The sequence below is a fragment of the Variovorax sp. J22G73 genome, assembly GCF_030317035.1.
GTDB lineage: Bacteria > Pseudomonadota > Gammaproteobacteria > Burkholderiales > Burkholderiaceae_C > Variovorax.
Window position 1 is genome coordinate 144,446 of sequence record NZ_JASZYK010000012.1, and the last position, 13,951, is coordinate 158,396.

General features: G+C 68.7%; 14 protein-coding genes. 6 read left to right on the forward strand and 8 right to left on the reverse strand.

What is annotated here, in order from left to right:
- Positions 1-35: 35 nt before the first annotated feature.
- The 5 genes from QTI51_RS31340 to QTI51_RS31360 form a co-directional block, all read right to left on the reverse strand.
- Positions 36-1,031: a hypothetical protein gene (locus QTI51_RS31340; protein ID WP_286517156.1), complete on the reverse strand. Its 996-nt coding sequence runs from the start codon at positions 1,029-1,031 to the stop codon at positions 36-38.
- On the reverse strand, positions 1,028-2,890 hold the full coding sequence (locus QTI51_RS31345; protein ID WP_116912399.1) for a pilus assembly protein TadG-related protein: 1,863 nt from the start codon (positions 2,888-2,890) through the stop codon (positions 1,028-1,030). Before QTI51_RS31345 ends, QTI51_RS31340 begins: the two co-directional genes overlap by 4 nt.
- Positions 2,891-2,950: 60 nt before the next feature.
- Positions 2,951-3,256 (reverse strand): Flp family type IVb pilin, encoded by a 306-nt coding sequence (locus tag QTI51_RS31350; protein WP_116912400.1) that lies wholly within the window; start codon positions 3,254-3,256, stop codon positions 2,951-2,953.
- Between the two features lie 196 nt (positions 3,257-3,452).
- Positions 3,453-4,397 carry an AraC family transcriptional regulator gene (locus QTI51_RS31355; RefSeq protein WP_116912401.1) on the reverse strand — a complete coding sequence of 315 codons (945 nt, stop codon included), beginning with the start codon at positions 4,395-4,397 and terminating at the stop codon, positions 3,453-3,455.
- 388 nt (positions 4,398-4,785) lie between these two features.
- The gene (locus tag QTI51_RS31360) at positions 4,786-5,217 is read right to left on the reverse strand and encodes a putative toxin-antitoxin system toxin component, PIN family (protein ID WP_286517155.1); all 432 of its coding nucleotides are present in this window, start codon (positions 5,215-5,217) and stop codon (positions 4,786-4,788) included.
- A gap of 162 nt (positions 5,218-5,379) precedes the next feature.
- Here QTI51_RS31360 and QTI51_RS31365 point away from each other — a divergent pair, with 162 nt between their 5' ends.
- Complete coding sequence (locus tag QTI51_RS31365) at positions 5,380-5,907, forward strand: surface-adhesin E family protein (RefSeq protein WP_286517154.1); 528 nt, start codon at positions 5,380-5,382, stop codon at positions 5,905-5,907.
- Here the strand turns inward: QTI51_RS31365 and QTI51_RS31370 are convergent.
- Positions 5,904-7,181 carry a THUMP domain-containing class I SAM-dependent RNA methyltransferase gene (locus tag QTI51_RS31370; RefSeq protein ID WP_286517153.1) on the reverse strand — a complete coding sequence of 426 codons (1,278 nt, stop codon included), beginning with the start codon at positions 7,179-7,181 and terminating at the stop codon, positions 5,904-5,906. The two genes, QTI51_RS31365 and QTI51_RS31370, sit on opposite strands and share 4 nt — an antisense overlap.
- Before the next feature lie 82 nt (positions 7,182-7,263).
- Here QTI51_RS31370 and QTI51_RS31375 point away from each other — a divergent pair, with 82 nt between their 5' ends.
- The 4 genes from QTI51_RS31375 (at position 7,264) to QTI51_RS31390 (ending at position 11,174) form a co-directional block, all read left to right on the forward strand.
- On the forward strand, positions 7,264-9,144 hold the full coding sequence (locus QTI51_RS31375) for an ATP-binding response regulator (protein WP_286517152.1): 1,881 nt from the start codon (positions 7,264-7,266) through the stop codon (positions 9,142-9,144).
- Positions 9,145-9,266: 122 nt separating this feature from the next.
- Positions 9,267-9,860, forward strand: coding sequence for a cytochrome b (locus tag QTI51_RS31380; RefSeq protein ID WP_286517151.1), 594 nt, complete (start codon positions 9,267-9,269; stop codon positions 9,858-9,860).
- Positions 9,857-10,453 (forward strand): YceI family protein, encoded by a 597-nt coding sequence (locus QTI51_RS31385; protein ID WP_286517150.1) that lies wholly within the window; start codon positions 9,857-9,859, stop codon positions 10,451-10,453. Before QTI51_RS31380 ends, QTI51_RS31385 begins: the two co-directional genes overlap by 4 nt.
- Positions 10,454-10,532: 79 nt before the next feature.
- Entirely contained in the window at positions 10,533-11,174 is a 642-nt protein-coding gene (locus QTI51_RS31390) for a YceI family protein (protein WP_286517149.1), read from the forward strand.
- Between the two features lie 43 nt (positions 11,175-11,217).
- On the opposite strand, the gene QTI51_RS31395 is transcribed toward QTI51_RS31390, so the two are convergent.
- Positions 11,218-11,463, reverse strand: a complete 246-nt coding sequence (locus QTI51_RS31395; protein WP_132748990.1) for a hypothetical protein — start codon at positions 11,461-11,463, stop codon at positions 11,218-11,220.
- 137 nt (positions 11,464-11,600) lie between these two features.
- On the opposite strand from QTI51_RS31395, the gene QTI51_RS31400 reads away from it, so the two are divergent.
- Positions 11,601-12,257 carry a LysE family translocator gene (locus tag QTI51_RS31400; RefSeq protein ID WP_286517148.1) on the forward strand — a complete coding sequence of 219 codons (657 nt, stop codon included), beginning with the start codon at positions 11,601-11,603 and terminating at the stop codon, positions 12,255-12,257.
- Between the two features lie 55 nt (positions 12,258-12,312).
- Here QTI51_RS31400 and QTI51_RS31405 read toward each other — a convergent pair whose 3' ends face one another.
- Positions 12,313-13,950, reverse strand: coding sequence for a phospholipase D family protein (locus QTI51_RS31405; RefSeq protein ID WP_286517147.1), 1,638 nt, complete (start codon positions 13,948-13,950; stop codon positions 12,313-12,315).
- Position 13,951 lies beyond the last annotated feature (1 nt).

The window sequence follows — 13,951 nt, forward strand, 5'->3', positions numbered from 1 at the left end:
GCGCCGCGATGACCACTGCGATGGCGCTCGCGGCCTCATGGCAGCGTGTTGACCACGGGCGTGGGCGGAAAGGCGCGGTAGTAGCGGAACCTGTCCTTCGGGCTGCCGCCGTCGGCATCGGCGCCGCCGCCGGTCTCGCCACCTGCACCACCCGCGCCGCCCCCTGCCGCGGCCGGCATGCGCTCGAAGCGGTCGAGCGGCGTCTTCTCCAGCGCGTCGCCCGGCGTGAGCCCGAAGGTGAGGTTGGAGTTGGCGAAGGCCGGGTAGACCTGGCTGATCTGGTAGGCCGCCGAATGCAGCCCGCCGCGCAGCTGCTGGTAGAACACGCTGTCGGTCAGCTTCAGCGGCACCAGGCCCTGGATCTTCTTTTCCTCGCGGTTGGTGCCGCCGGCGTTCCAGGCCTCGGTGAGCATGGTCACCTGCTCGCTGATCTCGATCTGCGGCATGAGCGTGAAGCGCGTGTTGGTCTGGATCACGTCGACCTGGTTGCGCATGTAGCCGCTGCTCACGAAGGTGAACTTGCCCAGCGACTGCGTCACCAGGTTGCCCGACAGCGCGCTCTGCGCGATGCGCACCTTGTCCCACAGCACGTCGCTGGCGTTCAGCAGCGACGGCAGCGCCACCGCCGTGCTCGACGCGGTCACGTGCGTGGTGCGCCGGTCGATGGCCGGCTCCAGCGGCTCGAACTCGGCGATGTCTTCCGCATGGATGGTGGCGCCGTCGGTGGAGCGGTCGCGAAAGATGTGGCGGCGCAGGTCGCGCGTGACTTCGGCATCGGTCTTCTTCACCGCGCCCGACGCGCCAGTGGCGTCTTCGGCGCTGATGCCGTGGGCCTCGGGCATCCACACGGTGCGCTGCCACGCCACCAGGCGCGCGGCGGACACGGTCTGCAGCCGCTTGGCGCCGTACTCTCCCAGCGCCGGAATGGCCGCGAGCGCGAGCGCCGCGAAGCTCGCGATGAGCAGGGTCTCGGTCATGGCATGGCCGCGCGCATGCCTGCGCGAAGCCGATCGCCGTGGGGTGCGCGTCATTCGCCGTTGTCCTCCTCGGCGCCGAGCACCGCGCCGCCCATGGCGACGGCGCGCGCCCACAGCGAGGGCTCGATGTTGTGCGCGTGCCAGTACGGGCTGAACAGGCTGCGGTGCTCGATGTAGCCGCCCGCGAAGCCCACGTTGTACTTGCCGATCTGCGGCGGATCGTCGGCCGAGAAATCGCGCCGCGCCCAGCGGTCCTGCGGCCGGCGGAAGTACACCTGCGCGGTGGACAGCGCCTTGATCTGCTGGCCCGCGAACTGGTCGCGCAGGCCGGTGCGGCCGTCGGGGCTGGCGTCGCCGAAGCCCACTGTCTGGCCGGTGCGAACGAGGTTGCCGCCCTTTTGCACCACCAGCGAAAGGGCCGGGCCCTTGTCTGTGTTCTTGCCCCACTTGAGCGGGTTGGCGCCCTTGAAGGCCTGCTCGGCAATCCAGTTGTCGGAGCCGTGCGCCTCCATCGGCGGATGCTCGCGAATGTCCACGTAGCGCGGCAGCGACCAGTTCTGCGTGAGGTTGGTGCCGATGCTGGTGCGCGGCCCGTAGTGCAGCTTGGCGTTGAAGATCAGCACCGCCATGGGCAGCAGCAGGATGTCGCCGTCGCGGTCGGCCGCGGCGCGGCGGAACGAGCCGCGCACCATGTTGGCGGTGTCGCCGGTCTCGTCGTTCAGGCCACCGTAGGTGCGCGCCTCGCGCGCATAGCTGCGCAGCGTGAGGCGCTGGCCCTCCCAGCTGCTCATGTAGTTGGGCCCGCCCGCCGCGGCCGCGCCCGCGCCCAGGCCGAAGCGCCCGCGCAGCGTGTCGCCCAGGCCGCCGAAGAAGTCGGTGTACAGCGGCGCGAGCGGCAGCTTGATCTCGATGGCGTCGCCCGACTGCCAGCGGATGCGCCCCTCTTCGCGGCCGATGCCGTTGGCCGCCACCAGCTCGGTGCCGCCCTTCCATTCGACCAGCCCGCCGAGCACGTCGCTCGCGAGCCCGCCGAAGCCCGCCGGCGTGGGGCTCTGGCTCACGATGCCGCTGATGGAGCTGGCCAGGCCCGAGCCGATCCAGCTGGCCCAGTCGGGCAGGAAGCGGCGCTTCTTGGTCCAGTCGTCGCGCGTGGCCTGCGCCGCGTGGGCGAAGCGCAGCACCTCGTTGTATTCGTCGGCGTCGAAGGGGCCGCTGGCCGACTGGTGGTAGGTGTTGAGGTACAGGCCCAGGTCGGCCACGAACTTGGTCGCGAGGATGGCGGTTTCGCCCGGCGGCACCGAGGCGTCGGGGTCGTTGGCCTTGAGCACGTCGACGATCAGCTGCGGCAGCTGCGCCGCGGTGCTCGCGAGCATCGCGACCTGGCTGGCGGAGATGCCCTGGTTGAGCACGCGCAGCACGTCCACGCCCACCTGCAGCGGCTTGGACACGGGCTCGACGAAACCGGCGATGCGGTCGGCCGTGCGCTGCAGGCGCTGGGCCTGCCCCACGTTCGCCAGGTAGGCCAGGAAGAAGAAGGGGCCGACGACGGGCGTGCGGCTGCGCTCGAGGTTGCGAATGCCCTGGTAGGCCTTGGCGATCACCAGGCCCTCCTGGATGTTCGATGCGCTGGTGATGAACGCGGCCATCGAGGTCTGCACGCTCGCGAGCGTGGCAATGCTCGCTTCGTTGGCCGCCATCGCGCGGTTGGTGTAGGCCAGGTAGTTCAGGCTGCGCGCGGTGAGCACGCTGGCGCTGTAGGTGGTGGCGTCCGCGGTGTTCTGCAGCTTCATCTTCTCGCGCGTGGCGGCGGCGGTGTTGTAGACCACCAGCACGCTGATGAAGACGAAAGGCAGCAGCGCAACGATGTAGACGATCGCCTGGCCGGCTTGCCTGGCTCTGTTCGGCGCTTTCACTGGACGTTGCGGGTCAGTGGAGGGCGAGCGTCTTGCGGACTTGCTGCTTGGCTTGGCGGCTTACTTCGCGCCGTCCGCGCCGCCCTTGGTGTAGGTGCTCATGTTCATGTTGACGTCGGCGTTGGTGGAGGCCTTGCCGGCGGCGGTCTGGGCCTTGGTCACTTCTGCGGTGCCGGTCTTGCCGCCCACTTCCTGCGCCATGCCGGCCACCTGGTTGCGCATGGTCTGGCCGAAGAAGCTGAACACCGCGATGGCCGCGATGGCGATGAGGCCGAGGATCACGAGGTACTCGGTCATGCCTTGCCCGCGGATCTTGATCTTCGAGGCAACGTGACGGCTCAACAGGGTCAGGCGATGGATGTGCATGAGAGAAGTTCCTGAAAGGTGGCTGAAAGAAACAGCCCGGATCGTAGGGACGCACTCGCCTCGCGTTCGATAGACTTTTTGCGATTGCCGATACGAATTGACTTTCAGGACACGCTTGTCAAAACACTCGCAGTCTTTAGTTCACTGAACGTTCGCTGAACCTTCGCCGAGCAGTCATCGAACCGTCATCGAACCGTCACTCGAGGCTTGCAGGAACCGTCGCGCCTTCGAACCGCAGCTGGCTCTGCCTTCTGAATTCGGTCGGCGTCACGCCCTTGATCTCGAGGAACTGCCGGTTGAAGTTCGACACGTTGTTGAAGCCCACGTCGTAGCAGATCGAGGTGACGTAGCGGTCGCTGTGCATCAGCAGCAGGCAGGCCTTGTTCACGCGCACCTGGTTCACGTAGCTGAGAAAGCTGTGGCCCGTGGCACGCCTGAACAGCCTGCTGAAGCGCCCCGCATGCATGCCGAGCTCCGCGGCGATGTCGGCCGCGCTCACGTCCTTCGACGGGTCGTTGGCGATGCGCGTGACGATGTCGTTGATGGCCTCCAGCGGGTTGTCGCCGTCGGTCTGCATGCCCGACAGCAGCCTGTAGTCGGTGCATTGCGCGATGTCGGCAAGAAAGTCGCAGAACAGGCTGAAGCGCTTCAGCCCGCGCGCATCCTTCACACGGTGCCAATGTTGCTGCGCGCATTCGGCCATGCCGAAGAACTCGATGCCGTAGCGCGCGCGCTCGAGCATGCGCACCGCTTCGAGCAGCTCGGGAATGCGCTGCGCGGCCTCGAAGATGGGATCGTGCAGGAACTGGATGACGAGGTCGCGCTGCGCGACGCCCTCGGGTGGTGCGTCGAGCGAGATCCAGTTGTGCGGCAGCTTGGGGCCGCACAGCACCAGGTGGCCGGGCTCGAAGGCCCCGATCCAGTCGCCCACGAAGGCCTGCCCCGAGGTGGCCACGATGAGGTGCAGCTCGTACTCCTCGTGGCAATGCCAGCGCGCCAGCGGCGTGGGGAAACCATGTTCCAGGCAACGCACCAGGCCCACTTCGTCGGATGGCTCGTAGCCCAGTTCGGTGGAACGGGCAAGCTCGACTTCGAGCTCGGGCAACAGTTGGCGTGGCGATCGCTGGTGTGAACTCGGCATGACTTTGTTTGAAGGACGGAAAGCGTTTTCCAACAACCGGCGCGGGGCGCCAAGGGCGCTCCGGACGGTCGTGGGGTCGTGGTCTTCGAAGTCGGCGTGGCTCGCATCACGCGAGCCCGCAAGCGGTGTGCGTGAACCACTTCGGCGCGGCGGACGATAGTTGCGAGGCCATGCAATTGCCAGACCCTATGCGGGCTACAGCAGTCGATATGCGCGCACGGCAAGCCGCCGGAACAGGCGCGATGCACACCTGCCGGCATTGTCTAGACAGCTGAACCACGGCAACTCCCTCTGTGATTTGCCGATCAGTAGACGCGAGGGCGCGGCCTGTCTAGAAGCCGAACCGATGCCGTCGCGAAGTAAGCTTTTTTCGCGCGGCGTCGAAAGGCTATGTCGCGGCGAACACGGCCTGCACCACCACGCCTTGCGCCGCCAAACGTTTGCGCATGGTGAGCACCTGCTGGTCCTTGCTGATGAGCAAGGCACGCCGCGCCACCGCCAGGTCGATGAAGACCTGGTCGTCGGGGTCCTTGCACACGCACGGTGCACGCGGGGGCGTGTCGGCCTGCAGGTGCACGCGCGCATCGAAGGCCTCGAGCACGCTGGCGGCGGCCATCTGCCGCTGCGCGAGCCGCTTCACGATGAGCGGATAGCCAAGCACGCGCGCCAGCTCGGTGCGCATGGGTGCGGTCACGAGCCAGCGCAGGTGGCCGGCGTCGAGCGCGGCCACCAGCGGTGCGCAATCGGGGTTGTCGAACACGAACAGGTCGAGCGCGATGTTGGTGTCGATGACGACGGGGCCGGGTTCTGTCAACGTCATGGAATGTGAGAGGGAATGCTTCGATGTTGCACCATGCGGGGCGAGGTCAGCCTGGCGTAGGTTCGGGGCTGGAAAATGCCGCGGCCCGTCTTGGCCTGCCTTGCTTGCTTTGCCTGCACCGTTGTTCTTCTTGCGTACCGCTTCCGTCCCGCTGCCCTTTTCATGAAACGACTTCCGCTGCCTTGCCCTGTCCTCGTTGCCCTGGTTGCTCTGGTTGCCTCGGCCGGTGCGCGCGCCGAATGGCTGACGCTCACCGGCTCGCCCGGCGATGCGGCCAGCAGCTACGTGCAGGTCGACCCGACCACGGTGCAGGTCGACGGCTCGCACCGCATCGTGAACCTGCGCCTGAGCCTGGCGCAGGAGCGCACCACGAAGGACGGCCTGCGCTTTCGCTCGTTCAACGCCCGCGTGAACGTCGACTGCGAGGCGCGCAACGCGCGCTATGTGAGCGCTACCTACTTCGGCCACCCTGATTTCGTGGGCGAGCCGATTGCGGTGCGGGTGTTCGAGGCGGACGACGTGCGGCCCATGACGCTGTCCGGCGCGCCGCGCGACCTGGCGGGGCGCACCATCAACGCGGCGTGCAGCGTGAGCGGCAAGGAGCAGAAGGAAGCGGCGGAGCAGCCGGTGCCGGATGCATCTCAGGCGCCGCAAGCACCTCAGGCACCGCAGGCGCCCCGGACGCCTTAGGAAGCGACCGGCTTGCGCGCCGAGCCCGCGACCATGTCGAAGCGGAACAGCCGGCACTCGATGGGGCCGTTCCACATCGGCACGCGGCGCGACTCCTTCAGGCGCATCTGCTTGGGCAGCTTCAGGTCGGGCGTGAGCACCCAGGCGGTCCAGCCGGCGTAGTTCTTCTTCCAGTGGGTGGCGAGCTGCGGGAAGAACTCGCCGCCGTCGCTGCCATCTCCGCCTTCTCCTCGTTCTGACGAATCGCTGGCCGACGTTTGCGCCGATTCGCGCGCACCGAAACGCCCCGGGCCGGCCACGCCGCCCACCTCGATGCGCTCGCCGTACGGCGGGTTGAGCATGATCACGCCGCCCTCCGCGGGCGGCATGCGCTGCAGCGCGTCGCCGCCGCGGAACTCGATGGCCTGCGCCACGCCGGCGCGTTCGGCGTTGCGCTCGGCAAAGTCGACCATGCGGTGCGACACGTCGGAGCCGAAGATGGCCACGCCGGCATCGCGCTCGGCCTTTTCAGCCTCGTTCTTGATGGCCGTCCACACATGCGGCTGGAACGGCAGCAGCTTCTCGAAGCCGAAGCGCCGCAGCGAACCGGCCGCGATGCCGCGCGCGATCTGCGCCGCCTCGATGGCGATGGTGCCGCTGCCGCAGCAGGGGTCGTACAGGGGCTGGTCGGACACGGTGCCGGCCTCGGGGTTCCACCAGCCGCTGGCGGCCAGCATGGCGGCGGCCAGGGTTTCCTTCAGCGGGGCGTCGCCCTTGTCCTGGCGCCAGCCGCGCTTGAACAGCGGCTCGCCCGAGGTGTCGATGTACAGCGTGCAGGTGTCGGTGGTCAGGTGGGCGAACACGCGGCAGTCGGGCCACTGGGTCTCGATGCTCGGGCGCACGCCGTTGGCCTTGGCGCGAAAGCGGTCGGCAATGGCGTCCTTGATGCGCAGGGTGGCGAAGTTCAGGCTCTGCAGCGGGCTGTGCTGGGCGGTGGTCTCGATCTTGAAGGTCTGCTTGGGCGTGAACCAGATTTCCCAGGCCACGCCGTTGGCAATGGCGTACAGGTCGTTCTCGTTGCGGTAGGGCGCATGGGCCAGCTCGACCAGCACGCGCTGCGCGAGGCGGCTGTGCAGGTTGAGCTTGAGGGCGTCGCGCCAGTCGGCACGCACGCGCACGCCGCCTCGCAGGGTGAGCAGGTCTTGCCCGGCGCGGCCCGTCAGGGCGTGCACCTCCTGGGCAAGGAATTCCTCGACGCCGGCGGCGCAAGGCAGGAAGAAGGAGAGATCGTTCACGGGAATTTCGCTATCGGGAAGCCCGACCAGGGGCCTCCATTGTCGCCGCGTCACAGTCCTTCTCTATATAGTCGATTCGCCGATGAACTCCACCCCCTCCTCGTCCAGCGTGCTTTCGAGCGGGCTCGCCACTGCGCCGGCCGTGGTCGGCGGCGGCAGCGACCGCTTCGAGATCCAGTGCGAGGTGCTGCGGCTGTCGATCCGCCCCATCGGGCCGGTGCTGGCGGTGCAGTACCTGCTGAACTGCGGGGTGGCGGCGCTGTTCGCCTGGCAGTACTCGCTGCCGCGCGCGCTGCTCTGGATGGCGCTGATCACCGGCGTGACGCTCATGCGCGGCTTCTTCCCCCAGCGCCTGCCGGAGCCCTTCTCCCCGCAGACGCTGCGCGCCGCCCAGCGCACGCACACGCTGCGCACGGCCGTCTGGGAGCTGGCCCACGGGCTGGCCGGGCTGCTGTTGTTCAACCCCGAGCGGGCCGACCTGCAGCTGCTGCTGGGGCTGATCGTGATGGGCATGACGCTGTCGTCGGCCTTCTCGGTGTCGTTCTACACGCCGGCCACGCAGCTGGCGATCACGCTGCTGCTGGCGCCGATCATCGTCACCGGGCTGTGGCTGGGCGCCCCGGTGATGATCGCGGTGTCGGTCATCGGCATCGGCCTGACGGCCATGATGTGGAAGCTGGTGGCCGAGCGCTCGCGCCAGCTCGAGGAAAACATCGGCCTGCGGCTCAACGAGCGCACGCTGCGCGAACAGGCCCTGGCCGGCCTGCGCGCCTCCGAACAGGCGCAGGCCGAGCGGCTGCGCTTTTTCTCGGCCGCCAACCACGACCTGCGCCAGCCGGTGATGGCCATCGGCCTGCAGGCCGAGGTTCTGCGCCAGCAGCTGCACGGTGGCGCGGACATGCAGGCGGTGCAGCACACGGTGGGCTCGCTGGCGCGCGCGCAGCAGGCGCTCGAAGGGCTGACCAACCAGCTGCTCGAAATCGGCCGCATCGAGGCGGCGGTCGACCCGCTGCGGCCCACGGCGGTGGCGCTGGCGCCGCTGCTGCACGAGCTGGCGCGCCAGGCGGGCGAAAGCCGGGTGCGGGTGCGCTGCCCGGCGGGCGCGGTGGTGTGGACCGACACCGTTTCGCTGCGCCGCGTGCTGGCCAACCTGGTGGACAACGCGGTCAAGTTCACGCCGCGCGGGCGGGTGCTGCTGGCCGTGCGCGCGCGCCGGCGCGGCGATGCGGCCGGGCAGGGGCAGGGGCAGGGGCAGGGGCAAGGGCAGGGCCAAGGGCTGGCCTGGCGTGTCGAGGTGCGCGACAGCGGCATCGGCATCGCGGCTGACGCGCAGGCGCGCGTGTTCAACGACTTCGAGCAGGTCGGCAACGTGGAGCGCAACCTGCAGCGCGGCCACGGGCTGGGCCTGGCGATCGTGCGGCGGCTGGCGACGCAGCTGGGCATCGAGGTGTCGCTGCGCTCGGCGCCGGGGCGGGGGTCGGTGTTCAGCTTCGAGCTGCCGGCGCCCGCCGATGCCACGGGCGGTGGCGACATGGCCCAGGCGGCGCTCGCACCGCCCACGCTGCCCGTCGACGGGCCCGACGCCGCGCGCACGCTGCGCCCGGGCCTGGCGGTGCTGGTGGTCGAAGACAACACCGTGGTGGCCGACAGCCTCAGCGCGCTGCTGCGCCAATGGCAGGTGCAGCCGCGCGTGTACGCCAGCGCGGCCGAGGCGCTGGCGCTGGCCGACCTGCGCGCGCTCGACGCGGCGCTGTGCGACATCCGGCTGCCCGGGGCGCTCGACGGCATCGCGCTGGCCGAAAGGCTGCAGCAGCAGAAGCCTTCGCTGGCCATCGCGTTGATCTCGGCGGACATCAACGAGGCCACCCAGCGGCTGGCCACCGAGCGCGGCTGGCATGCGCTGCGCAAGCCGGTGCAGCCCGACGAGCTGCGCAACGTGCTGCTGAAGGCGCAGCGGGGCTGACGCGGGCGGGCCGAGCCTGCCTCGCCTGCCTCACTCGCCTCTCTGGCACGGCCCGTGCTGTCATCGCTTCCGATATATGCTCCGCGCACAGGCCCCCGGCGCTGCCGCCGACCCTGCTCCCGATGTCCGCCGACACCCCCTCTCTTCCCCTGGACCCCCGCGTGCGCGCCCCGCGCTACGACGGCTTTGCCATCGCACTGCACTGGCTGCTCGCGGCGCTCATCATCGGCTCGCTCGGCGTGGGGCTCTTCATGACGGGGCTGCCCTTCTCGCCGCTGCGGCTGAAGATGTACAGCTGGCACAAGTGGGCCGGCGTCACCATCCTGGCGCTGTCGGCGCTGCGGCTGCTGTGGCGTGCCGGGCACCGGCCGCCCGCGCTGCCGCCCGGCATGTCGCGCCTGCAGCTGGCGAGCTACCGGGTGAGCCACACGCTGATGTACCTGCTGTTCTTCGCGGTGCCCATTTCGGGCTGGGCCTACAGCTCGGCCATGGGCATGCCGGTGGCATGGTTCGGCGTGCTGGCGCTGCCCGACTTCATGCCGGTGGACCACGTGTTCGCCGAGGCCGCGCTGCAGCCGCTGCACAAGTACTGCGCCTTCGCGCTGGCCGGCGTCACGCTGCTGCACGTGGCCGCCGTGTGCAAGCACCACTGGATCGACCGCGACGGGCTGATGCAACGCATGTGGCCCGCGCCACGCAAGGAATCCGACCGATGAACCCATGCTTTTTCCGCCTGCGGCCCGCGCTGCTTCCAACGGCGCTGGCCTTTGCCACGGCCCTGCCCGCGCTCTCGCTGGCCGAGCCCGCGGCCACCCGGCTGGTGCCCGACAAGAGCCAGATCGTGTTCGTCACCAAGCAGATGGGCGTGCCGGTGGAAGGTGCGTTCAAGAAGTTCGACGCCCAGGTCGCCTTCGACCCGCGAAAGCCCGAAGGCGGCAGCGTGGCGTTGCAGATCGACACGGCCAGCGCCGGCTTCGGCATTCCGATGAGCGACGCCGAGCTGCCCAAGGCGCCCTGGTTCGACGCCACGCACTTTCCGCAGGCGAGCTTCCAGTCGAACGGCATCAAGGCGCTGGGCGACGGGCGCTTCGAAATGACGGGCAAGCTCACGCTCAAGGGCACGGCCAAGCCGGTGACGGTGCCTGTCAGCATCGCGACCACGGGCGGCTACGCGGTGGCCACCGGAAGCTTTACGATCCAGCGGCTCGACTTCAAGGTGGGCGACGGCGAATGGACGGACACCTCGATGGTCGGCAACGACGTGCAGGTGAAGTTCAAGTTCACGCTCGCGGGCTTCGGGCCCCTTTGAAGACACCGCTCGCGCCCGTGCTCCCCACATGTCATCCCGCATGTCTCACATGTCTCACATGTCCCCCCTACCCCACGCCATGAACAAGCTCTTCTCAGTTACGGCGCTCTCGGCCGCGGCCTTCGCCGGCACTCCTGCACTGGCGCAGGACTACACGGCCCCGCCCATCGCCGTCAAACCCGCCGGCGGCCCGGTGAAGAACGCCAGCTACGTGGTCGACCCGACCCACACCTTCGTGATGTACGAGATGGGCCACTACGGCACCACCACCAACCGCGGGCGCTTCAGCACCAAGGACGGCACGGTGAAGATCGACGGCACCGGCACCAGCGGCGCGGTGGACATCACCATGGACATCAGCTCCATCAACACGGGCGTCGACCTGCTTAACCGGCACGTGCAGAGCAAGGACTTCTTCAACGTGGCGGAGTTTCCAACCGCCCGCTTCGTGGCCGATCGCATCGATTTCACCGGCGACAAGGTGGCCGACGTGCCCGGCACGCTCACGCTGATGGGCCAGAGCCGGCCGGTGACGCTGAAGGCCGCGCGCTTCAACTGCTACCTGAGCCCGCTGATCAACCGCCAGGTCTGCGGCGGCGACTTCGAGACCACGGTGGAGCGCAGCGACTGGGGAATTACCTGGGGCCTGAACTTCGGCTTCGAGAACAAGGTGAAGCTGCTGGTGCAGGTGGAAGCGGTGAACCTGAACGCACAGCCCTGAGCGGCCCCGGCCGCTGGACGCGGCCGGACGCCTGGGACGCGACCTAGATGCCGGAGCCCAGGCGCTTGCGGTCGTCTTCCTTGGGCACCTTCAGCAGGTTGCGGGTGGCGAGGAAGGCGCGCGGCAGGTTCAGCAGCACCAGCATCCAGGCGCCGGTGGCCACGGTCATGAGGGCGCCGAACAGCAGCTGCTCGGCCAGCGGGGCGTCGCTCCAGTAGAAGAAACTCAGCAAAAACGCCAGCACCACTGCCCAGGCGGCCAGAAGAATGAGGTTTTTCATTTTTTGCATGGTAGTAACTCCGGTCATCAAAATGTAATCCAAAAGTTACCGAAGTACTACTTAAAGTTTAACTTCTAAGCCGCGATGAACGTGCATTTGTGCACGTTGTTCGCTCATTCGTAACCAAGCGCAGCCCGAAAAAACCAATGAACAACACGCTTTCCCTGCTCGGCATTGCCGGCGCCATGGCCCTGGGCGCGATGAGCCCCGGCCCCAGCTTCGTGATGGTCGCGCGCACGGCCGTGGCCTCCCGCACCGACGGGCTGGCGGCCGCGCTGGGCATGGGCGCGGGCGGGCTGGTGTTCGCGATTGCCGCGCTGGCCGGCTTGCAGGCAGCCTTCCTGGCGGTGCCGGCGCTGTACCTGGCCATCAAGGGCTTCGGCGGCGCTTACCTGGTGTATCTGGGCGTGCGCATCTGGCGTGGCGCGCGGCAGCCGCTGGCCCTGGCCGAGGCGGGTACCTCGGCGAATGCGCAGGGGAGTGCGAACGGCGGCGGCGGCCGGGCGCGCAAGACCTTCCTGCTGGGCCTGGCCACCCAGGTCAGCAACCCGAAGACGGCGGTGGTCTACGCCAGCATCTTCGCGGCCTTCCTGCCGCACGACGTGCCGCTGGTGCTGGCGCTGGCCGTGCCGGCGGTCATCTTCTGCATCGAGACCGGCTGGTACACGGTGGTGGCGCTGGCGCTGTCTTCGGCGGCGCCGCGCTCGGCCTACCTGCGCTACAAGCTCTGGATCGACCGCGCCGCCGGCGGCGTGATGGGGCTGCTGGGCCTGCGGCTGGTCTGGTCGGCGGTGCGGGACTGAACGCTGAACTCGCCTGACCTTGCCTGAACGCGCCTGAACTTGGGTGGAGCCGCTGCTACAGCAGGCTCTCCGGCGTCAGCGGCGCCAGTATCTCGAGCATGGTGCGGTCCCAGAAGCCCGAGTCGGGCTCCTCGGTCAGCACGGTGAGCTTGCCGGCGTCGTCGCTGGTCCACTCGATGCGCGACTGGTTGCTGCCTTCGGCAAAGCGCAGCCTGTAGGCGCCCTGCTGCTTGAGCAGGTCGAGCAGCTTGAGCATCTGCTGCGCCATCTCGGGGCTGTGGATGATCAGCCCGATCTCGGTGTTGGCCGACTCGGAGCGCGGGTCGAAATTCATCGACCCCACGAACAGCGTGCGCCGGTCGATCACGGCCGACTTGGCGTGCAGCCGCCCCACCGAGGTACCGAACAGGCCCAGCCGCACGCTGCGCCGGGTGCGGCTGGAGCTCAGCTCGTACAGGTCGGCGCCCAGCTTGAGCATGTCGCCGCGATAGCGCCGGTAGGCGGTGTGCACCAGCGGCTCGTCGGTGGCGGCCAGCGAATTGGTGACCACGCTGATCTTCACGTCGCGCCGGCGAATCTCGCGCATCACCTCCAGCCCGGTGGCGCCCGGAATCAGGTACGGCGAGACGATGGTCACCTCGGAGCGCGCGCGGCGCATCTGCTCGACCACGTTGTAGCGCACGCTGTCCACGTCCAGCAGCGGCACGCCGCCGTAGGAAGCGGTCTTGCCGATCACGCGGTCGGGCGAGTCGGCATAGGCCTCGGCCAGGTTCCAGATGAGGTTGAGCTTGCCGGTGTTCAGGTCGTCGGCCATGGGGCTGTAGCCCAGCAGGTCGTTGGGCGCGGGCGGCGGCGGGGGCGGCGTGGTGTCGGGGCCGGTGGCGGCCTCGAAGCGGCGCTGCAGCTCGTCGCGCGGCACGTCGGTGGCGACCACCGCGCCGATGGGCCGCACATAGACGCTGTTCCAGTACTGGTCGAACAGGCTGCCCAGCCGCGGGATCAGCGCGCCGGTCACGAAGGTGTCGAGATCGAGAAAGTTCTCGCCCGCCGTGCGCCGGAAGTACTGGTTGCCGATGTTGCGCCCGCCCGCCACCGCCATCGCGCCGTCGGCGATGAACAGCTTGTTGTGCATGCGGCGGTTGACGCGGCTGAAGTCGAACAGCGACGCCGTGAAGCGCTTCAGGATGCTGCCGCGCCCGGCCGGGAACGGGTTGAACAGGCGCAGCTCCACGTTGGGCGTGGCGGCAAAGGCCAGCAGCAGCTCGTCTTCGCCCGAGGTGTACAGGTCGTCCATCAGCAGGCGCACGCGCACGCCGCGCAGGGCGGCGTCGCGCAGGGTGCGCAGCAGGTAGCGACCGGTCTCGTCGTTCTCGATCTGGTAGTACTGCACGTCGAGCGTGCGCTGGGCGCGGCGCGCGAGCTGGATGCGGGTGTCGAAGGCGAAGTCGCCGCCAGGCATCAGGCGAAAGCCGCTCAGGTCAGGGTCGGGCTGGGCCGCCAGCGCGATCTTGCCGAGCGCGGTGTCGCCCGAGACGGGCACGGCCTTCACCGGTGGGCGCGGCGCCTCGTCGGGCAAGGTGGCGCAACCGGTGGACAGCAGCACGAACAGCGCCGCCACCATGGCGAACAACCGGAGCCCCCAGCGCGACATCGGCAGCATCGGCGATATCGGCGGCATGGGGAAACGGTGCATC

Bases quoted from the DNA above. Each gene is read 5' to 3' on its own strand.
- QTI51_RS31400 (WP_286517148.1), top strand. From the start codon at position 11,601: ATGAACAACACGCTTTCCCTGCTCGGCATTGCCGGCGCCATGGCCCTG.
- QTI51_RS31385 (WP_286517150.1), top strand. From the start codon at position 9,857: ATGAACCCATGCTTTTTCCGCCTGCGGCCCGCGCTGCTTCCAACGGCG.
- QTI51_RS31340 (WP_286517156.1), bottom strand. From the start codon at position 1,031: ATGACGCGCACCCCACGGCGATCGGCTTCGCGCAGGCATGCGCGCGGC.
- QTI51_RS31350 (WP_116912400.1), bottom strand. From the start codon at position 3,256: ATGCACATCCATCGCCTGACCCTGTTGAGCCGTCACGTTGCCTCGAAG.
- QTI51_RS31375 (WP_286517152.1), top strand. From the start codon at position 7,264: ATGAACTCCACCCCCTCCTCGTCCAGCGTGCTTTCGAGCGGGCTCGCC.
- QTI51_RS31380 (WP_286517151.1), top strand. From the start codon at position 9,267: ATGTCCGCCGACACCCCCTCTCTTCCCCTGGACCCCCGCGTGCGCGCC.
- QTI51_RS31355 (WP_116912401.1), bottom strand. From the start codon at position 4,397: ATGCCGAGTTCACACCAGCGATCGCCACGCCAACTGTTGCCCGAGCTC.
- QTI51_RS31360 (WP_286517155.1), bottom strand. From the start codon at position 5,217: ATGACGTTGACAGAACCCGGCCCCGTCGTCATCGACACCAACATCGCG.
- QTI51_RS31390 (WP_286517149.1), top strand. From the start codon at position 10,533: ATGAACAAGCTCTTCTCAGTTACGGCGCTCTCGGCCGCGGCCTTCGCC.
- QTI51_RS31395 (WP_132748990.1), bottom strand. From the start codon at position 11,463: ATGCAAAAAATGAAAAACCTCATTCTTCTGGCCGCCTGGGCAGTGGTG.
- QTI51_RS31405 (WP_286517147.1), bottom strand. From the start codon at position 13,950: ATGCACCGTTTCCCCATGCCGCCGATATCGCCGATGCTGCCGATGTCG.
- QTI51_RS31365 (WP_286517154.1), top strand. From the start codon at position 5,380: ATGAAACGACTTCCGCTGCCTTGCCCTGTCCTCGTTGCCCTGGTTGCT.